Genomic DNA, 21861 nt, shown 5'->3' with positions numbered 1-21861 from the left:
CATTTTTTCACAATGGGCCGTTCAGCCCATTTTTATTGTTTTGTAATGTGCGAAGACTGAGCTGTAATTAAAAAAATTACAACATTTTTAAAAAAGATTTTGGTCTCGTGCTTTTTGGAGCAATTCGGTTCGGTTGTGCGCCTGAAGTTTTTTGTAAATATTTTCAATATGTCTTTTCACAGTAAAAGGCGATATAAATAATTGTTCAGAAATCAATTTGTTGGGCAACCCTTTGCTGAGAAGTTCTAGAATTTCACTTTCTCTTGAAGAAAGTAGATTTTCTGTCATCTCACTCTGAGTGTTTATCGTGTCGTTATTTTTTCGAAGTAATTTCAACGTTTTTACGGCAATAGATGGAGACATAACGGCGCCTCCTGCGATCGTATCTATGATGGTCTCGTAGATTTTTTCCGCTTTAGTCTCCTTTAAAATATAACTGTCTGCTCCTGCTTGAATTGCTCTGAAAATATGATCATCATCATCATACACAGTGATTATGACAATTTTTATTTCCGGAAATCTTTGTTTTATCAGAAACGTTGCGTCGATACCGTTCATTACTGGCATTTCAACATCCATGAAGATAAGATTTGTATCCCTATTTTGTTCAATTTTTTTGATGCCTATTTTCCCGTTTTCGGCAGTTGCCGAGATTGAAACATCAGGAAAAAGAGATAGTTTTTCTTTTAAAGAGTTCAAAGCAATTTTATTATCTTCTACAATCGCAATTTTTATCATTCCAATGGTGTTATAATGGTGTATTTTGTGCCTTTTCCTATTGAAGTTTCCAGATTGAGGGTGCCAGCTAGTTCACGTGTTCTTTTCTGAATATTAGAAAGTCCGAATGAGCTTTCTTTTTCATTCTCAAAATCAAAACCTTTTCCATTATCAGAAATTATAATTTTTAAATCAGTTAAATTTTGAATAATTTCAATAGCAATGACTCCGGCTTCACTGTGTTTCAAAGAATTATTGATGATTTCTTGCAGAATTCTGAAAATATTGGCTGCAACTTTAGAGTCTAGTTTCACATTTTCCTGAATATTGAATTGGTAATTAAATTGTATATCTTCTTTCGCTTCAGAAGCATTACTTATAAAATTTAGGATTTTAAAATGAAGATCTTCCAAAAAAACTTCATCTGCATTCAGTATCCAAAGCGTATTTCTTAATTCTAATATGGAGAGATCTACAAATGTAGCGAGAGAGGATATTTTTTCTTTAGACAATGAAGAATCTGTATCTGCAGTTCTTTTTAAGCTGTCTAATGTAGAACTCATTATTGTTAATTGCGAGCCAAGGCTGTCATGTAAATCTCTTGATATTTCAAGCCGTTGCTGTTGTGTTTTAGAAATAATCTGTTCCTGAAGCAAATCATTTTCTAATGCCAGCTGTTTTTGTTTCAGCCCAGATTTTATATTAAAATTTCTAAAAATCAGCAAACAAACAATGATGAAAGCTACCAAGACCAGCAGCCAGATGTTTTTTTGTTTTGACGCCAAAACTTCTCTCGACACTTTTAGCTTTTCTAGGCTGAGATCTTTCTCTTTCTTCTCGGTTTCATATTTGATATTTAAGAATGCAACTTTGTCAACCATTTCATCATTGAATATTTTATCCTGATAGACAGTATATTGCTGTTGTAGTTCTATTGCCTTGCCCAGATTTCCGAATAGTTTGTAGCTATCCGCTAAGCTTTTGCTGCACTCCGCAATACGCTCTTGTGATTTTATATTTTTTGAAACCGCCAAAGCCTTTTCTCCAAAGGTGATTGCTTTATTTAGATTACCCATCAATTTATAGCATTCTGCAATGTTCATATAGCTAAAACTAAGTCCTAAGCTGTCTTTTATCTCTTCTCGAATGAATTTACTTTTCTCGTAATACCAAAGTGCTTTATTGTAATTTTTAATGATTTTATACTCCCCTCCAGCATTAAGATAACTAATTCCTAAACCATAGCTGTCTTCAATTTTTCTTTGTAGATTGATCGCTTTTTCCTGATAAAAAAAAACAGAATCGTGTTTCTTCACAATCGAATACGCATTTGCCAGATTGTTGTAGTTGCTTGCAAGGTTGTAATCATTTTTATCTTTCATCCTGAAGGCTAATGCTTTCTTCTGCCAGATTAAAGCTTCTTGAGGACGGTTTATATCCTGAAAAACCAATCCTATATTACTGCTGATGTTGCCTTGAATTTTATCTGACCCTATAGATTCGGCATATTTCAGCGCAGAGAAAAATGTAGACAATGCATCTTTATAGTTTCCCGCTTTCCATTCTAATAAGCCTATATTATTTGATACACTTGCTATTAATTTTGTTTTTTTTGCAGATTTTGCCAGATGAAGCGATTTTTTATAAAATTCAAGTGCTTTAAGAAAATGTGCGTCAATATCTTCCACTACACCAAGAAAATTATAGGCATCGGCTTTTCCCGACGTATCATTTACTTTTTCAGAAATTTGCAACATAAGAGTTGCGTTTTTCTTCAATTTTTGGTTATCAACATCAATGTATTCGCGGCATATTTTTCGTAAAATATTAATTTTTGCTGTATCTTGAATATTCTTTGATCTCAATTGATATTCCAATATTTCAGTTTTGGAAATTGGTGCTTGATTTGAATGGGTAACTTTCAAATTAGAAGATTTTTGAGTCTGCGCACAAAGCAGATTCAGGGATAAAATTATAAGGAGAATAATTCTAAAAAGTATCAAGAGTTATTAGTTTTGAGATAATTAAAGATACAATATGATTTAATTATGTTAACAAAAAATCAGAAAATTTATAAAAATCTTTTTAAATATTTTTTGATGAAACTCCATAATGAATTAATTTCTGACAACACATAAAAAAAAAGGATGACACAAGGCCATCCGATAATTATATTTAAAAAAAAGATTCAATTAAAAAGCCATTTCAGGAATTTCGCCTTCGATGATTAAATCTGCTTCTGTTGATTTGATGATATGCTCTACGGAAACTCCGGGAGCTCTTTCAACAAGCTTGAATCCGGCTGGGGTTACATCTAAAACAGCCAATTCGGTTACCACTTTTTTCACACAGTTGATTCCGGTTAGTGGAAGTGAACATTTTTTTAGAATTTTGCTTTCACCGGCTTTGTTAACGTGCATCATTGCAACTATAATGTTTTCGGCAGAAGCTACCAAATCCATTGCACCACCCATTCCTTTCACCATTTTCCCAGGGATTTTCCAGTTGGCAATATCACCGTTTTCTGAAACTTCCATAGCTCCAAGAATAGTTAAATCAACTTTCTGGCTTCTGATCATCCCAAAACTGAATGCTGAATCGAAAAACGAACCACCTTCCAGAATAGTTATGGTTTGTTTTCCAGCATTGATGACGTCTGCATCTTCTTCGCCATCAAAAGGAAATGGCCCCATCCCCAAAACTCCGTTTTCACTTTGGAATTCTACCGAAAGATTGTCTGGAACGTAATTGGCAACCAATGTTGGTATTCCGATTCCTAAATTTACATAATAACCGTCTTTTACTTCTTTTGAAATTCTTTGTGCAATTTGTTCTTTCGTTAGCATAGCATAATCTTATCCCGCCAAATTAGCCATTTTTTCAGAATTACAAAATTTTTTCTTTCTTATCCTATGATAAATTTTCCTTCTCAAATTGTTGTAAATTTGTGGGCTTTTAATTTTACTAATGAAAATTCTATTAAATTATTTAAAACCTTATAAATGGCTGATTATCATCTCGCTTTTATTAGCATCTGTAAATCAGGTATTTTCACTTTTTGCACCTGCTATTACCGGAAATATTTTGGATAAATTGGTTAATCAGCCCAATCATTTTGATAAAGAAAAATTAATCCCAAGAACTTTGAATGAATATCTCTATGGAACCGATATTTATCATGGGGTATTCTACTTTCTCACTTTATTAATTGGAACTGCCATGATTAGCCGTATTGCTAAAGCTTTCCAAGATTATGTGGTAAGTGTAATTATTCAAAAATTTGGCGCACAGATTTTTACTGACGGCTTACAACATTCTATGAGACTGCCTTTTCAAGAATTTGAAGATCAACGAAGTGGCGAAACACTGTCTATTCTTACTAAAGTGCGTGAAGATTCTGTAAAATTCATCAACAATTTCATTAATGTATTTTTTGGAATTTTAGTGAGTATTATCTTCGTTTCTATATATGCTATCCGCTTGCATTGGTCCATAATGCCGGTTTATGTTGTTGGAATTATTTTTATTGCGGTCGTAACCAATTTATTAAGTAAAAGAATTAAAACAATACAAAAAAATATTGTTTCAGAAACTACCAATCTGGCAGGAAGCACTACAGAAAGTCTCAGAAATATTGAGATTGTAAAAAGTTTGGGACTTACTAATCAAGAGGTTGAGCGATTGAATAACAACACTTACAAAATTCTAAATTTAGAACTTAGAAAAGTAAAAAGCATCCGTTCTTTAAGTTTTGTACAAGGAACTTTGGTTAATTTTTTACAACAAGTAATTACTTTCACATTATTACTATTGATTTTTAAAAATATTGTAACTCCCGGACAATATTTATCGCTGGTATTCTACGGATTTTTTATTTTCGGTCCTATGCAGGAAATCGGGAACATCATCATTTCCTATCGTGAAGCCGAAGCATCTCTTCAAAATTTTGACCGAGTGATGAAAAAAGAAGTTGAGCCGAAACCTTTGACTCCAAAAAAAATAGGAGCGATTGAAGATTTAAAATTTGAAAAAGTTTCTTTCCAACATCAATCCGCTCATTATAAAGCTTTATCTGCTATCTCATTTGATGTGAAAAATGGCGAAACAATTGCCTTCGTAGGACCCAGCGGCTCCGGAAAAAGTACTTTGGTGAAATTGCTCGTTGGTTTATACAGACCGCAGGATGGCTTCATTTTTTATAATAATATTGACGGAAAAGAATTTGATTTTGATGAATTGAGAAATCAGATTGGTTTTGTAACCCAAGATACACAGCTTTTTGCAGGAACAATAAGAGAAAATTTACTATTTGTAAACCCTTCTGCTACTGAAGAAGACCTACAATTGGCTTTGAAAAAATCTAGCTGTACCGGTCTTTTACAACGGGCTGAAAAAGGCATTGAAACCGTAATTGGTGAAGGCGGATTAAAATTAAGCGGTGGCGAAAAACAGAGAATTGCCATTGCCAGAGCACTGCTAAGAAAACCTCATTTGTTGATTTTCGATGAAGCAACATCAGCGTTAGATAGTATTACGGAAGAAGAAATAACAACCACAATCAAAGAAATTTCAAAAGAAAAAGAACAGATTACGGTTTTGATTGCGCATAGATTAAGTACAATTATGCATGCTGACAGAATTTATGTTTTAGAACGCGGAAACATTATAGAGACAGGTTCTCATCTCCAATTAATTGAAGAAAAAGGTTTGTACTATGCCATGTGGAGACAACAGATTGGAGAAAGAAAAACTTTGGTGTAATAAAGCTAAAAAAATAGATGTTGGAAGTTTACATGATGGTTAATAAAGATTTCTTCAGTACGCTTTCGCTTCACTCAGAATAACGATTGTTTTACAAATAATTATAAAAGCAATACCTCGAAATCAACTTTCGAGGTATTGCTTTTTATATTTTTAGATAAAAAATTAATCTTTTTTTCTAACCGTTCTCTGCTCTATTCTTTTCTCAAACCTTTCTCCTTGGAAGATTCTTTGAATCATAATTCCAGGAATGTGAATCTGATTTGGGTCTAATTCACCAGGTTCTACCAGCTCTTCAACTTCAGCAATTGTAATTTTCCCTGCTCCTGCCATCGGATGATTAAAGTTTCTTGCTGAACCTTTAAAAATAAGATTTCCTGCGTGATCACCTTTCCAAGCTTTTACGATTGAATAATCTGCCTCGTAAGCATGCTCCAAAATATGTGGCTTTCCTTTGAAATCTTTTACCTCCTTTCCTTCTGCAACTTCAGTTCCGAAACCTGCAGGAGTATAGAATGCAGGAATTCCTGCTTGGGCAGCTCTGCATTTTTCGGCAAGAGTTCCTTGTGGAGTCAATTCTACATCCAACTCACCAGAAAGCATTTGTCTTTCAAATTCTGCATTCTCACCTACATAAGAAGAGATCATTTTTTTGATTTGTCTTTTGTGAAGCAACAATCCCAATCCGAAATCATCAACTCCGGCATTGTTTGAAATACATGTCAAATCTTTTACATCACTTTCTACCAAAGCATTGATTGAATTTTCAGGAATTCCACAAAGTCCGAATCCTCCCAACATCAAAGTCATCCCATCTTGGATTCCTTCAATAGCTTCTTGTGCATTTTTTACTCTTTTATCGATCATTTTTTGAATTAAATTTGAAGGTCTTAAATTAGTATTTTTCTACGAAACTGGAAAAAAATTGTTTTGACAATTTGAAAAGTGTAGTTTAAGGTTTTTTTAAATAAAAATGTTAATAATTAAATTTTCTCTCCATTTTTCTTTACCTCATCCCAAAACGGAGAGAAAATATTTTCAAAATTTCATCAAGATTTCTCTCTTTTAAGCATTTTAATGAAATTTTAAAAGGTTCATACGCTTTCTAGAAAAATTAAAGACATTATTAAAAAATTTCACATTGATTAACTTTGAAGCTATTTATAATCTTAGATTTCACTATTAAAATTTAATTAAACATTTAAAAATCACGATAAATCTTTGGTGAGGTGTACAAAACATATCTTTATATGTTTTTTTCTAAATTTTTCTTTGATTTAGCCGTTTTTAGAGAATACTTCTTTTATTATTTGCGTGAGGGATGGAAGCGGCATCCTTTTTTTGATGCGATGGGAAAGCATTGGTAACCAAAAAAAGATATAGCATACAGCCCGACCCGAGCGAGAAAATGCAGCAAAGCGGAATGACGGAGCGAGGGGCAAGCCAAATGATGAGTGATAATAACGGATAGGATGAATAATGACTTTTTATGAAATTAAATTTTCCTGAAATATTTTTTAAGAGGTATTGGTTATTATCAATTTTTGTTCTATTTTTGCAATCTGTTATTCAACCTCTGACGAAGTCCGTGAAAGTTGCTTAGCTTTACATTTTTTTATTTTATTAATAATGGATTTATTAAAGTACGTACAAGACAAGTACATTACAAAAAAAGAATTCCCTGAATTCAAAGCTGGTGATACAATTACTGTGTATTACGAGATTAAAGAAGGTCAAAAGACTAGAACTCAGTTCTTTAAAGGAACTGTAATCCAATTAAGAGGAACAGGTTCTACAAAGACTTTTACAATTAGAAAAATGAGTGGTGATGTAGGTGTAGAAAGAGTTTTCCCTATCAACATGCCAGCTCTTCAAAAAATTGAAGTTGACAGAAGAGGTAAAGTTAGAAGATCTAGAATTTACTACTTTAGAGATCTTAGAGGTAAAAAAGCGAGAATTAAAGACGCTGCTTACAAGAAGAAATAATTCAGACAACAACACATACGAAAAGAGATTGCTAATTTTAGCAATCTCTTTTTTCTTTGAAGTATATTTGGATTTTCAAGAAACTTTTTCCTATTTTGAGTTTCATTTTTTTTTCAAAAAAAAAGAGATTCCCTCTCCAATGTTGAATAAGAAAAAGAAAGGATTTACAACCACGCCTATTAAAAAATATTTAGATTTTTGGCATCCTTCTAAAGGAGCACAATCTCATCCAATTGCGTAAAATTCATTCCGGATTTTTTACACTTATTGCCTATTCCCATTTACAAAATCACTCAAAGCTTTCCGGAACTTATCATAAACTTCAATTTGAAGAAGTTAATTTATATTTTGAATTTCTACAAATTTTGACCCGGCATTTTTTTTCTTCATGAATTAAAAAAACCGCTTCAAAAGAAACGGTTTTGTTCTTATTTATATTTTAGATATGATAATTAAAGCTTGGTTTTAAGGCCAACTATGTGCGCTTTCTTTAACTGTAAACCGCAAATAATTTTCACAAAGCGGTTTCTACTTATAAAAATACGCAAAAGATTCTCTACAGATAATAACACTCAATATATATTTAGGATTAAGAAATCTTCTTAGGAATTAGCTTTTCTTTTTTGGAAGGTAAATTCATTAAAACAATTGCCATCAAAATTAATATAATCCCGACCCACTGGATAAGAATAACCTTTTCACCCAAAAGAACAAACGCCATTGTAACAGACACCGGAAGTTCTAATGATGAAATAATACTTCCCAATCCCAAACCAGTATTAGGGAATCCTAAATTGAACAAAATAGGCGGAACAATAGTTCCGAATAATGCTAAAACAAAACCATAAGTCCAAAAAATAGAATAATCAAATGGCTTGATATGCTTTGTGTTTTCGGTGAAGTTTAAATAAAAAGACTTTAAGCTTTCAGAATATAGAGGTCCGATTTGAGCGAAAAACAAAAATATCGCGACAATTACTGCACCACCAGTCAACATAATCATACTTTTTCTGAGCACAGGCAAATGGGTTGCTAAAGTATTTGAGGTAAACATTGTTACGGTAAATGAAGCAGCAGCCAATAATCCCCAAAAGATCCCGTGCCAATCTAGTTTCACATCCAAATTAATGAGGTTTGTCGCTAAAACTGTTCCTACTAAAACGATTAATGTTGCGATAACCTTTTTAGCATTGGGAAATTTTTTAGTGATAAAACTTTCTACCACTACACTGAACCACACCGACTGCATCAATAGTACAATCGCAATGGAAACCGCAATATATTGTACCGTAATGTAATAAAATAAACTTGTACAACCTAAAGAAGTACCTGCCATTAAAAGCGTTTTAAATTCTTTGCGGTTGGGTGATGATAATTTCTTTTTGGAAGTAATGGTTTGAATAAAATTGAGAATTAAAAGCCCAACTAAACCGAGTGTAAACTGAGCCGTGGTAACTTCTGAGGTAGTAAACCCTTCTTTGTAAGACATTTTTACGAAGGTGGCAAGCATACCGTAAATACTTGCACCGAAACCTACAAACAAAACACCTTTTAAAATATTTTTCTTCTTCATAACCTTTTTTTTAACAGCCGGCAAAGTTACGATATTAATATTTGTTTGCATATAAGTGTTTACAAAATAAAATTACCTCAGAGTTTCTGAGGTAATTTTACAAATATATTTTAAAATTTACTTTTTGATTAAAAGTTTAGAAGAAGTATCAATTCCTAAACCTTTTACTTTAACAATGTAAGTTCCATTAATTAAAGTTGAAGTATTGATTGGTTTTTTCTCGTCTGCTGAAACTTTGTATTCAGAAGCTACCAATTTACCGCTCATATCAAAAATCTCAATATTTACTTTACCCATGGTACTTTTTGGGAAGTTGATGAAGAATTCATTTTTAGCAGGATTTGGATAGATTGAGATTGCATTAGCTTTTACATCTTTCACCTCCTCTGTACCCAATACACATTCTGGTGGAACTGTGGTATCTCCTACTTGATCATTGATATTTGTTTTAACACCAGCAGAAGCATTTAATCCTAAACCTCTAGCAGCAAAAGTTCTCCAAATCATACATCTATCTGCTCCGTTTGTTGTTGCTAATTCGGCACTTAAAATTGCATTTCTTCCTTCCACAAAGCTAGGATTACAAGGTTGCAGCTTCAATGCATCAGTAACAAGTTGTAACACTCTAGAACTACCGTTTGTAGTATTAGAAGTTACATCAGAAGCATAGCCATATTTCTCAACATACTTCCAATGCAGATCCCAAAGCATTGTTGCCCATACAAAACCGATTGAATGTACATCTGGAACAAGAACATTGTTTGCATTCATATATTCCATACCATTTGTATCACTATAGGTAAAAGCATTTATTGCAGTATCAGGGGAATATTTCGCAGGTCTTATCCCACCACCTGCTATACCTTGCCCAGCTGCGTATGTTGCCATACCTCTTGGTACAGCTGCTGTAGCGTTAGGTTGATTTGTCAACATCAAACCAAAAAAGTCTGACCAGCCTTCTCCCATTTGTTCTTTACTAACAGAAGATGATAAACATGTAGAACCATTTCCTGTAAGACGGTTTGATATACCGTGGCCATATTCGTGGACAATAATACCATTATCAAAACTTCCATCTGGAGTAATCGCCGCTGCAGGATCGTCTTTCAAAGTTACGTTTACAATTGTATTTGCAGTTAAATGAGTTTTAATATATTCTCCTTCAACATTATCTATAAGTACTGAAGGGATGGTGATGGTAGCATCTGTACCACCCATATTTCCAATGGCTGCTGATGTAGGAGCATTATAAACAATCACTCCAATAGCTCCTGCGTTTTGTGCATTTTTAACCTTTACAACAAAATCACAATTCCCTCTTTGAATTAAACCAATTTTGCCAGTAAGTGACCCTACAGGAATAGCAGTACATCCTTCTAAAACAGACGATAGCTGTACATTCCCCGTAGTTCCTGTTGCTGTTAATGCAGGTCCGAATTGTGCAGTTCCCGTTAGAGGTTGTCTCGAAACAGCAGCCGTGGGCGCATTATAATAAAACAATCTATTGGTTGGCGACCACAAATACATTTGCATTCTTGGTTTAGATCCATCTGCAGGGGTAGAAAAATTCGCGTTGTTTGTACCACCTCCGTCTTGTGCTTCTGCATTTACATAATCATTTCCTGCTCCTCCTAATCCGAAGTTTGTTTGCTGGAAATTTTTTGAAGCCTCATTAAATCCAAATTTATAAAATATGTCATGTACTTTATTATTAACATAAAATAAATTAGTAATTGAAGCATCTTGAATTAAGGCAGGATCTGAATTGATACTGAACGCATAATTAAAATTACGGGTTATACCACCATCTGGAGAATATCCTGGCGTATTGAAGCCTGCTGCATCTTCATAGGCATATACATTATTACCTCTGGTATTGGTATAGTGTGTAGTACCATCATAATGCCATCCTTCTGGGGAAGAAGCTACAATCCAAGGGTTTGTAACTAAAGACCTAGAACCGAAAGTAGGAGCTTCCAACGGAAATGCAAAAACATTGTAAGAAGCTGGATCTGGAAGCAATAGATTCTTTGAATTTTCTGAAGCAACACTTTGTAAAGGACCTACAAATTTTTGATGTGCTGAATGATCATGGCTATATGCATCATGATAGAAATTACATGATAAGTTTAAATCTTCTTTAGCTAAAACAGTCCCATTTTTAGCATCAATAATGAAATTCCAATAGCTTGATGATTTTGGATCCTGAAAAGCTATCTGATAAGCAAGTTTTAAATTATTATCATGATTAATATAAAGTAAATTTTGCTTTACAAATTTCTTTCCATCCAAATCAGCATCAGAAAACATAAGGATTTCAAAATCGTTGATTGCAGAATCATTGAGTTGTGCAGCAATAGTACTTAGTGCTGTTTTTGCCGTTACTGAGGGGGTATTTGAAGTAGATACACCATAATTTTTAACAAAAGTATCCGTAAAATATAGTACTTTCCCATCTTTTATTAATGCCGAACCTACAGAGTTGAGAACAGGAAAACCTTTGTACATCTGCTGAAACTTTACAACATCTCCATTCATTGATGTAGAATGATCTACAACATCAACTGCAAAATCTGTAAGATCTGCTTTTTTATAATCACGAATTGTATTTTGTGAGATATAATTACTTACAATCTGTTTATAATCCTGTCCGTGTAAAGTAGATACGGAACTCAGTGATAATGTAACAGCAAACAAAAGAGGTAAAGTTAGCTTTTTCATATTGATTCTTAAAGCGCCAAATTTACAAATAATAATCAATTATTAATTACTTTTCTTTAATATTTAATACTTTTTTTTAACCAATTATTAATATGTATATAATAAGGGAATTAATTTTAAAATTTACGTTAAATGTTTTTCAAAAAAACCACAAAAAAACCACCCATAAAAATGGGTGGTTAATTTATAAGAATTTGTCTAGAGATTATTTACCTCCTTCCATTTTTCTTTTCAATTCAGCTAATACATCAATATCACCTAAAGTTGATCTTTCTTCGTTATTAGAAGAAGTAGAAGTGTTATTGTTGTTATTAGATCTATTGTTAGAAGCTTCTCTTGCATTCTTTTTTTCTTCGTCTCTGAAGATTCCTGTATGAGAAACAACTACTCTTTTAAATTCTTTGTTAAATTCAATTACTTTGAACTCAGCAGTTTCACCTTTCTTGATTTTAGATCCGTCTTCTTTCTCTAATAATCTTGATGGGCAGAATGCTTCTACTTCAACATCTTCGAATTGTACAGAAGCACCTTTATCGTGAACTTCTACAGCAGATCCTGTATGTACAGTTCCTTCAGCATATTTAGTTTCAAACTTATCCCAAGGGTTTTCTGTTAATTGCTTGTGACCTAGAGATAATCTTCTAGCCTGGATGTCTAGCTCAAGAACTACAACATTCAATTTATCACCTACTGCACAGAATTCTGATGGATGCTTGATTTTTTTAGTCCAAGAAAGGTCTGAGATATAGATCAATCCGTCGATACCTTCTTCCAATTCTACGAATACACCGAAGTTTGTAAAGTTTCTTACAGTTCCAACGTGCTCAGAGCTCACTGGATATTTAGCTTCGATATTTTCCCAAGGATCTTTAGATAATTGTTTCATACCTAGAGAGATTTTTCTATCTTCTCTATCCAAAGTAAGTACTTCAGCTTCCACTTCGTCACCTACTTTTACGAAATCTCCTGCACTTCTCAAATGAGTAGACCAAGACATTTCAGAAACGTGAATTAATCCTTCTACACCTGGAGCGATCTCTACGAATGCACCATAATCTGCAAGAACTACTACTTTTCCTTTTACTTTATCACCAACTTTCATGTCAGCAGAAAGAGCATCCCAAGGGTGAGCTTCTAATTGCTTCATACCCAATTGGATTCTTGTTTTCTCGTCATCAAAGTCTAGGATAACCACTTTCACAGTTTGTCCGTCTTCTAAGATTTCAGATGGATGGTTCACTCTAGACCAAGAAAGGTCTGTAATGTGGATCAATCCGTCTACACCACCAAGATCTACGAATACACCGTAAGAAGTAATATTCTTAACAGTACCTTCAAGAACCTGACCTTTTTCAAGCTGTGCGATGATTTCTTTTTTCTGACCTTCGATATCTGCTTCGATCAATGCTTTGTGAGATACAACTACGTTTTTGAACTCAGGGTTGATTTTCACAACTTTGAACTCCATAGTTTTTCCTACGAACTGATCGTAATCTTTAATTGGCTTAACGTCGATTTGAGAACCTGGTAAGAATGCTTCGATACCGTGAACGTCAACGATCATACCTCCTTTAGTTCTAGATTTTACAAAACCGTTTACGATTTCTCCAGTTTCGTGAAGTTCGTTTACTCTATCCCAAGCTTTAAGCGTTCTTGCTTTTTTGTGAGATAATTGTAATTGACCAGTTTTGTCTTCTCTTCTGTCTACCATTACTTCAACATCATCACCTACTTTAAGGCCTGGGTTGTAACGGAATTCGTTAAGAGAAATAACACCTTCAGATTTGAAATCGATGTCTACGATAGCTTCTTTATCAGTTAATCTTACAACTTTACCTGTGATAACGTCGTTGTCATTTAAACTGCTAAGAGATCCATTATAGATTTCTTCAAGATCGCTTTTTTCTTTTCTAGCATCTGCATCAAGACCAGATTCGAAAGAATCCCAGTCAAATTGTTCTGGTGCTACGTTTTGGTTTAATAAAACCTCTGCTGAATTTGTCTCTTTTGACATTTTCTAATAAAATTTGTATTCCTATTCTTACAGACCTCGGCTTTGCTGTGAATCCTGAAAAATATGGAAGTTGTTAATTGCTAATGTTTTACTTCGCCGAAAGTACGTTCACAAAAGTGAGTGCAAAAGTACAAAAATTTTTAATATTGAGAACAATAATATTAATTTTCGAATGTGTTTTCTAAAATCTTCTTAAATTCGTTTTCATTTCCATAGTTATAGAAAGGAACCGCTGTTATTTTATAGGTATCTGTATAAATTTTAATAGACTTTTGCTCGTTTCCTATTTCCTTCAAAAAATTTTCTTTCCACTTATCATAACCTATTAAATGTGCTCCTTTGGGTTCTATAAAAACCTGAAAAGTGAGTTTGTGACTAGCTTTTTCATTGCAAAAGAGTAAAAAATCCGGTTCAAACGCACGACCATATTTATCGAAAATTTTAATCTCTCTTTCATTACGGATGAGATGAATGTTTTCAAATTTTTGGCTGAAACCTTCAAAACGTCTGGAGAATAATTCTACAAATTTCTTTTCTTCACTGGTCCCGTAATTAGCATTGTAAGCATACCAGGATTCTTCCTTTACAAAATTTTCTTGGCCATCTGCTCTTTCACTATATTTATTTACTCTAATTTCTTTATCTCTGAAAACCTTACTGATTGGTTCTGCAAAATAATCTGAACCTTCATATTCGGTGGAATTGTTTTTAATATCAACTTCGATGTTTTGTAATAAACCATTCAACGCCTGAAGATAATCGAAATGCGAAATTTCCTGAAGACGATTGTAATTTCCGAGAAAAGTTATTTCTAAATTTCCTAAATAATTTTCATCATTAATAAAATCTGAAAGCGATTTAATGTTCGGAAAATAATGTGAGAGATTGTCAAAATAATAAAAAGGATTTTGACTTAAGGCATAATGAATGACGTGTTTTTGAATATCTTTAAGTTTTACATCTTTCGATTTTATCACTTCATCAAAAGAAACTGGACTTTCTAATTCAAAAAATACGCTCGAAACTCTTCCGCCACCAGAAGAAAGCTGATGTCTGTAATTGGTTTTTTTTACACCCAAATCTTCGAAAGATTTTACATTATCAAAATTTTTTGGTAATTTTTTATTGGAAAAAACATAGCCGTTTTTATATAAATCGGATTCTTTGAAATCAAATTTTAAAGTCAGTTGCTTTGTTTCAAGATTGGCATCATCTTCATAAATTCCGGTTTCTACCAATGCTTTTTTAAGCTCAGAAACATAACGGCTGTCTTCTTTGGTGTGATAATACAATTCTTCCAAAATTTTCAAATCGTTCGCGATGTCATCATCATATTTTCGGACAAATTTATCTTCGCCTTTTTCTAGTGCAAACGGATAATACCTTGCACCACGACCAATGAGTTGCGCTTCAGAAAGTGTCGTTTTACCAGGTTTTCCATCTTTTCCGTCACGGTCTTCGTACAGTCTTACTATATCAAACAAATTCAAAACATCCCAACCTTCATTCAGCTTTTGAACGGCAAATACGGCACGAATTGGGTTGTTTTCATCTTCCAAAGTATTGAGCAAAATCTGGTTTTTCTCTGCTTCGGAATCATTATTGGCACTCAAACAATTCTCTTCACGAAAATTATTCTGAATACGTTTTGCAATTTCATTGAACGAAATATTTTTGGTTTCAAAAAACTGAAAAGCTTTCTGAACAATAGGAACGGTAGAAGTTTTTTTGATTTTCTCCGCCATTGTTTCAGAAAATTCATCAATCAATTTGTGAAAATTATCTTTGTTTTGTTCGGATTCTTTAATGGTTTTCTTCGCTTTAAAAAGAATGACCGGTTTTAAATTAATATTGTTAATGGTTGCCAATTCCTGACGGTATAAATTCAAAATCAAAGCCTGAATAATTCGTTCTTTCTCGTCATAAAGCGAACGAACGAGATTGATTTCTTTAGAAAATTTATCCGTTCTAAATTGCGACAGGTCGTATTTATAAATGACTTTATCTTTGTATTTGTTGACGATTTCCCTGCTTTCATAATCCAAAGTTGCCGTAAATTCCAGAAGAATATTGTTGAAATTCTGATGAAGGATTTGCAAAACCGTTTCTTCCCAACTTCCGAAAAGGTTTCCGCTTTTTGTTCCGCTGTTTAAATGATGCGCTTCATCTGCAATCAGCACCAATTTTTTATCTTCAAAATCTTCGTAGGTAACGCTATTTTCTTTGGTGTTATTCAAATCAATATGCAACTGCTGAATCGTTGTAAATTTGATGTTGATATTTTCGCTATCGGCTTCGTCAAAATTATCAATCTGTTTCAGCAGAACTTCTTTTCCGTTAATGACGACTTTATCATTAAAAAGATATTTAGACGTTTGCGGATTGAGAAAATTGTCTTTTGTTTTTTGAATAATGTTGTTGCTGTTTACAAAAAAGAGAAAATTTCGGTAACCTTTTTCATACAAATGAAGCATCAAACCAGCCATAACCAAGGTTTTCCCGCTTCCTGTCGCCATATTAAAGAGCAAGTGAAGTGGTTTATTTGGTTTTTCGTCAAAATCTTCTTGTTCAGTATATAAATATCGTTTGAAAGCTTCTTCTTGGTACGGACGAATGCCGAATTTTAAATTATCTGTAATTCCGTTTGGCAAAATAACCTGTGCTAAAGCTTTGCGCGCAAACGGATTGTTGAATATTTCGTGTAAAAACGCCATTGTTTATAAATTGTCTGAACCTTGATTTTCGGGATTTGCCGATTTCCAAGATTTATTAAATAATCGTTTAAATTGAAGGCTTTTTGCTCCTAAATTTATAAGCAAACCTGTTGGTAAATTGTATGCTTCCAAATAATTCATTGCTTGTGCCAAATGCACATCTTCAAGATTTACAACTGCTTTTATTTCTACTGATATTTCGTTCATCACTAAAAAATCAACTCTTCGGCTACCAATATCAACATTTTTGTAAGACAATGGCATTTCAAATTCCCGTTGGTGTTCAATTTCGCGTAAATTCATCTCAATAGATAAAGCCCTTTGATAGATTACTTCCTGAAAACCATTGCCAAGTACACTATGGACCTCCATCGCACAACCAATAATGCTATGCGTTATTTTGTCTTGTTGTTCTTTTGTCAGATATTTCAAATTCATTTTGATGTTTTTATTAAAGGTAATCATTTGAAAAAAATCCTGACAATCTTTAAATCTTGTAAAAATCACGGTTCAGATTTTTTTCTTCCGCTGTACACTCAAAATTTTCATCGTTGAGTGAAGATAGATTAACGTACAACTGATTTTTGTTGAGCAGTTCGCAAAGATGTTGTTTTTGTTCATTTAAACTTAACAATTTAAAATCTTCAATATGTTGCTCTTGTTTTTGGATATCCACATTGTAATTGAGGAACGATTTAGATTTCATTTCTTCCCAGATTTGTAAAAGATTTTCTGAATCTTGAGCTTCTTCAATTTTTTCGATAAATGTTTGATTATATTTTTTGAGTTCTAGGTATATGAAAGAACCGCCACCTTGCCAGTTGATATCTTCCTCTTTAGAAATTCCTGTTGAATCGCCTTTTATTACATTATTTATGCGCTGTACTGATAAATCTATTTGACTTTGCAATTGCTCTAAACCTATATATTGCCTACCTAATTTATGAGCCACAGCAGCGGTTGTTCCACTTCCCAGATGATAATCAAGAACAATATCGTTCGATGAAGTAAAGATTTGAATTAAAAATTTCAAAAGCTCTTCAGGTTTCTTTCCATTTCTAAATTCAACGCCACCTTGTTTAGAAACGTTGTTATATTCTTTTTCAAAATTGTAAAAATTAGGATATTGTTTTTTTGTAATATCACTACTTGTTGGCATACCTTGATAGTACCCGCCATTTTTTTTACCGTTCGGTGCTGAATAAAAAAATCTATGATTTTCAAAATCATCTCCCATATCAGGAACTTTGAATATTGTTTCTGGAGGATAATGAGTTAGATTTTCTAAAAATTTCACAAAAAATCTACCACTGCTATTTTTCTCACGTATCGAACCACGAATACTAATTTTTTTCAAACCTTCTTTACTTGGCGGAACTGAAACAACTTTGTATTGATTAGGTAAGTAAACCTCTACCTCTTTGGAACCACATTTAATTATTTCGGGCTTTGCATCTTCATTCAATTCAATTTGTAATATGTAATCATCAATTGTTTTTTGCTCTTCAACAAATGGCATTTTTTTACCTTTATCATTCGTGTAAATTAGAATATACTCAATTATATCATTAAACTCCTTATCTCCGGTTAATGCTCTTGCAGGATGTCTAACTTGAATATTGAAATCGCATAAATGTTTCTCAAATAAATCATCCATTAAAACTTTTAAATAAGCATATTGATGAAATGAACATTGAACTAAAAAAACTCCTTGAGAAGACAGTAATCTTTCAGCTCCTTCAATTCTATTTTTCATAAACGTTAACCAAGTTGATTGATTAAAAGAATCGTTGTAGTTAAAAGAATCGCTACCCGTATTATAAGGCGGATCGATATAAATCAACTTCACTTTTCCAGCAAATTCTTTCTTTAGAGAATGCAATGCGAGAAGATTATTTCCTTTGATGATTAGATTATCTGTAATAGTTCCGTTTTCATTTCGATTAAATTGGCTGAAATCTTTTTCTCCATCTTTATCAAATCGTTTGGCATTTGTAATAACTTTTGGGTCAAGAAGTTCAGTAATTTCGTCCTGAGCTAAAGTTTCGTTAAAGAAAATCTCTTCCCTTTTATCTTCTTCACGGCTTTGTCCACCTTCCAAAATACAATCTTTAAATGGCCAAACCAGCGCCACTTCATTGCGTTGTTTCAGATATTTACCGTCAATAGATAAGCCTACTTTATTTTTGAATTGAGTGTAACTGTCGTTAAGATAATTTTTCTGTTCAAGAAATTGAATGAAAAGATTTTGTTTAAAAATTAAAGTGCTTTTAACTTCAAGGAAAAATTTTTGTTTCAAATCAGGACTGTCTAACAACAATCCAATTAATTCTTCATCAAAATTTTGAGCTTTATTGAGAACCACCCATTTTTTAAGCTCGCCGTTATCGGAAACATAATTGGGTTCTTTTTTAAGTTGGGATTCGAGGGTTTGGTATAGTTTCATTTTGCCTGCTTAATGAAAAAGAACGTGTCACTCTGCAACATTTTATTCTTTTCAGGAAAGGTACTTCGACGAACCCACGCAGAATTGAAAAAACAGCAGAGGACACGCCTTTGCAGACGCATCCCTAAACTGTTTCTTTCTACGTAATAAAATTGTCGAAGTTTTATCCCAAAAGAAACTTTTAGTAACGCTAAAGTTTATATGTCTTTTTCTTTTTTAAATCATTAAAAAATATTTCATCAAATATAATAGAAAATTATACTATGTTCCAATTTCAATTTTTTTACAAAAATGAAGCTACCCAAAAGCAGCTCCATCTAAAGTAAAAGTTGGAAATGAAAGTTAGTTTATAGATTCCACAACTGTGGTATTTAAGGAGATTTTAGATAGAAAATCACTCATATTGTCACATGACGGATTTCCTGTATTTGAGCTTTGTGCAACACCGCCGTAAATAATTTTCTGTGTAGAACTACCGGATGATGACGCTATATTTCTTGCCATTACTTTGATTGTATGGCTTCCTACTGTTAAATTATTTACTACACCATTAAGCACAAATTTATGCCAAGAGCAGGTAAAATCTTCCTTCTGCTTGTGGTATTTTCTTACAACCACCAATTTATCATCAACAAATACACCTACAGCATATTGAAAGTAGCTATCTGATGCTCTATCCAGCTGTGCCATACCTTCTAGTGTAAAAGCGAATGAGTTATTAGTTCTTGTGAATGTTTTAGTATCTGTAATTCCCAATGAGGTCCAGTTGGTTGTACCACTTCCTAAGGTAATTGCTCCCGCAATGAAGCCTGTAACGCTAATATTTCCTGCAGAAGAGACAGAACTGGTATTCACCAGATCTAACTTTGGAAGAATTTGGTCTTTCGTGAGCAACGCGTTCCATTTGCTATTATCAAAGTAGGCAACTGTTTCCGGCAACGTAGTTGTAGAATTTGTATTGAAAACAATACTTCCGTTCTGAGGCGATTCCACGGTTGCAATATCCACATTTGAGGAAAGAGAAATTCTAGGTAGCAAAACGCCTTTTTGATCAGAGTCTAGCTTCAAGATTGCGGTTCCGTCTAAGATGGGTTCTGTTCTGTCTGTCATCACAACCTGCGAAAACAGGAAGTTAGGTAAAAAAAACAACGCTATGATTTTAAATATATTTTTCATCTTCAATTTAATAAGGTAATGGTTGGTTAACTAGTACAATGGCGCTAATTCTTGCTTCATCATCTGAAATATTGCTGCAGCTCGCTCCTTTTTTTCCATAACTGATTGTAGTGGTAGTGGTACTAGATCTGTTCATTACCGCCAATCTTATTGTGTGATTACCCACGGTAAGGTCGTCCACAAGACCTGTAATGGTAAATTCTTGAAATGCACACGTGTTATCAACATTTAAAGAAGCAGACTTGGAAGAAATCAGTTTATCATCTACAAATATTCCCAAACCGTAGGTCACACTGGCACTGCTTGACGAAGCGTTATTCAGCTGTAACATTCCCGTAAAAGTGATAACGGCATTATTTTCTGGTCTTTCAATAGAAAAAGTAAATGGCGACGGATCTGTAACTTCTACCCATGGTGAAGAGATGGTAGTACCGTTTGTAAAGAACGCAACAGACGTAGCATCAGCAGGATAATTGTTGGTAGAAACTCCGGAATATATTTTAGAATAATATTTGGTAATTCCCAGCAGTAAATTAATGTTAGCAGAATTAAAATAAAATATCCATTTTGTACCTTCCCAATAATACAAACCTTTGCCTCCCGGAAAATTTTGGTTGGTATTGTAAACAAGCAAAGAAACCGTAGGCTTGGCAGCCATAAAACTATAGTCGGAGATATTATTTTCGTTGAGAGAAATCTTCGGAATCATTAAACTTCTGTCAGAAGTTACTAAATCCAGGATGGCAGAAGAATTCGGTGTTGAAGTGCCAATCCCTACAGATCCGCTCTGCGCAAAACTATTAACCCCTATTAATAATAAGAGTGATTTTAGAAACAATTTTTTCATGATTTGTATTTTATGACTTTTCTGTAAGCTTAATAAACATATTAATTTTCGACATATCTGCATTTACAGAAGAAGATGCTGCGCCACCAAACCTCCACGATGAGGCACTGCTGTAATTATTTACCCTCATTGTAACGTACGTTTTAACTTCATGAGTGCCAACGCTCAGGTTTTTAAAAAGGGTATTAATAGAGAAAAAGTCATATTGATTTGATCTTCCATAATTGGCAGAATAGTTTCTTACACCCTTCAGTTGCCCATCTACAAAGATACCTATAGCGTAGGTGTACGTTTTTGTAGCGTCTACCATAGTGTTATTTGCCTGTACCATCCCTTCTGTAATCACAAATACATTATTGTTCGCCTGCGTTACATTAATTGTTTTTGAAAGACCGGGAACGAACGTCCAGACTGTACCGGGAACGGAATTTTCAGCGTAATTGAGGGCTCCCGCGGGAGACGCAAGGTCAACAGAAGAAGAATTTGAGGTACTATAAGAAATCGTAAGACCCAATACTGAATATACATTGCGTGAATCTACAAGCTCATTCCATTTTGTGCCGTCCCAGAAAGTAAAACCTTCTTTTCCTACAGCTTTGTTATAAGCTAAAAGACCGTAGGCAGGGCTGGCAACAGGTGCTGGAAGTGACAGATCGGGAATAGTAAGATTGGGTAGAAGAACGCCTTTGTTGGTGGAGTGAATTTTTAGCAGAAGATTATCTTCTACCGATGTCGTTCCTATTCCAACTTGAGAGAATAAATTATGACTAGGCAAAATAATTAAGCCAAGCACTATAGAGTACTGAATTTTTTTCATCTTGGTGTTTTTATGTGTTTTATACTTTTTGTATACGCAAAGATATAAACTTAATACTAACCAAGTTGCATTTTATAGAAAAAAACTAT

At 33.6% G+C, this 21861-nt stretch carries 15 protein-coding genes; 2 read left to right on the top strand and 13 right to left on the bottom strand.

Annotated elements, in window-relative coordinates:
* Nucleotides 1-87: 87 nt before the first annotated feature.
* From BW939_RS13290 to BW939_RS13280, 3 genes are all read right to left on the bottom strand, one after another.
* On the bottom strand, nucleotides 88-738 hold the full coding sequence (locus tag BW939_RS13290; protein WP_076452503.1) for a response regulator: 651 nt from the start codon (nucleotides 736-738) through the stop codon (nucleotides 88-90).
* The gene (locus BW939_RS13285) at nucleotides 735-2642 is read right to left on the bottom strand and encodes a tetratricopeptide repeat-containing sensor histidine kinase (RefSeq protein WP_076452502.1); all 1908 of its coding nucleotides are present in this window, start codon (nucleotides 2640-2642) and stop codon (nucleotides 735-737) included. The genes BW939_RS13290 and BW939_RS13285 overlap by 4 nt, the downstream gene beginning before the upstream one ends.
* Nucleotides 2643-2909: 267 nt before the next feature.
* On the bottom strand, nucleotides 2910-3563 hold the full coding sequence (locus BW939_RS13280; RefSeq protein WP_076452501.1) for a CoA transferase subunit B: 654 nt from the start codon (nucleotides 3561-3563) through the stop codon (nucleotides 2910-2912).
* A 121-nt stretch (nucleotides 3564-3684) separates the two neighbouring features.
* On the opposite strand from BW939_RS13280, the gene BW939_RS13275 reads away from it, so the two are divergent.
* Complete coding sequence (locus tag BW939_RS13275; RefSeq protein ID WP_076452500.1) at nucleotides 3685-5478, top strand: ABC transporter ATP-binding protein; 1794 nt, start codon at nucleotides 3685-3687, stop codon at nucleotides 5476-5478.
* 165 nt (nucleotides 5479-5643) lie between these two features.
* Here BW939_RS13275 and BW939_RS13270 read toward each other — a convergent pair whose 3' ends face one another.
* On the bottom strand, nucleotides 5644-6345 hold the full coding sequence (locus BW939_RS13270; RefSeq protein WP_076452499.1) for a CoA transferase subunit A: 702 nt from the start codon (nucleotides 6343-6345) through the stop codon (nucleotides 5644-5646).
* A gap of 762 nt (nucleotides 6346-7107) precedes the next feature.
* On the opposite strand from BW939_RS13270, the gene rplS reads away from it, so the two are divergent.
* On the top strand, nucleotides 7108-7464 hold the full coding sequence (gene rplS, locus BW939_RS13265; protein WP_007846341.1) for a 50S ribosomal protein L19: 357 nt from the start codon (nucleotides 7108-7110) through the stop codon (nucleotides 7462-7464).
* A 589-nt stretch (nucleotides 7465-8053) separates the two neighbouring features.
* On the opposite strand, the gene BW939_RS13260 is transcribed toward rplS, so the two are convergent.
* The 9 genes from BW939_RS13260 to BW939_RS13220 form a co-directional block, all read right to left on the bottom strand.
* Nucleotides 8054-9037 (bottom strand): EamA family transporter, encoded by a 984-nt coding sequence (locus tag BW939_RS13260; RefSeq protein WP_076452542.1) that lies wholly within the window; start codon nucleotides 9035-9037, stop codon nucleotides 8054-8056.
* 117 nt (nucleotides 9038-9154) lie between these two features.
* Nucleotides 9155-11758: a T9SS-dependent M36 family metallopeptidase gene (locus BW939_RS13255; protein ID WP_228417243.1), complete on the bottom strand. Its 2604-nt coding sequence runs from the start codon at nucleotides 11756-11758 to the stop codon at nucleotides 9155-9157.
* 205 nt (nucleotides 11759-11963) lie between these two features.
* Entirely contained in the window at nucleotides 11964-13772 is a 1809-nt protein-coding gene (rpsA, locus tag BW939_RS13250) for a 30S ribosomal protein S1 (protein ID WP_076452497.1), read from the bottom strand.
* A 161-nt stretch (nucleotides 13773-13933) separates the two neighbouring features.
* A complete protein-coding gene (locus BW939_RS13245; protein ID WP_076452496.1) occupies nucleotides 13934-16486 on the bottom strand; it encodes a DEAD/DEAH box helicase family protein in 2553 nt (850 codons plus the stop codon).
* Nucleotides 16487-16489: 3 nt separating this feature from the next.
* Nucleotides 16490-16924, bottom strand: a complete 435-nt coding sequence (locus BW939_RS13240) for a GxxExxY protein (RefSeq protein WP_076452541.1) — start codon at nucleotides 16922-16924, stop codon at nucleotides 16490-16492.
* A gap of 49 nt (nucleotides 16925-16973) precedes the next feature.
* On the bottom strand, nucleotides 16974-18932 hold the full coding sequence (locus BW939_RS13235) for a DNA methyltransferase (protein WP_076452495.1): 1959 nt from the start codon (nucleotides 18930-18932) through the stop codon (nucleotides 16974-16976).
* A gap of 342 nt (nucleotides 18933-19274) precedes the next feature.
* Nucleotides 19275-20108 carry a hypothetical protein gene (locus BW939_RS13230; protein ID WP_123891559.1) on the bottom strand — a complete coding sequence of 278 codons (834 nt, stop codon included), beginning with the start codon at nucleotides 20106-20108 and terminating at the stop codon, nucleotides 19275-19277.
* A gap of 7 nt (nucleotides 20109-20115) precedes the next feature.
* Nucleotides 20116-20955, bottom strand: coding sequence for a hypothetical protein (locus BW939_RS13225; RefSeq protein ID WP_076452493.1), 840 nt, complete (start codon nucleotides 20953-20955; stop codon nucleotides 20116-20118).
* Between the two features lie 10 nt (nucleotides 20956-20965).
* Entirely contained in the window at nucleotides 20966-21772 is an 807-nt protein-coding gene (locus tag BW939_RS13220; RefSeq protein ID WP_076452492.1) for a hypothetical protein, read from the bottom strand.
* Nucleotides 21773-21861 lie beyond the last annotated feature (89 nt).

The sequence above is a fragment of the Chryseobacterium piscicola genome (assembly GCF_900156685.1).
Classification (GTDB): Bacteria; Bacteroidota; Bacteroidia; order Flavobacteriales; family Weeksellaceae; genus Chryseobacterium; species Chryseobacterium piscicola.
This window is presented reverse-complemented; position numbering and strand designations above follow the sequence as displayed.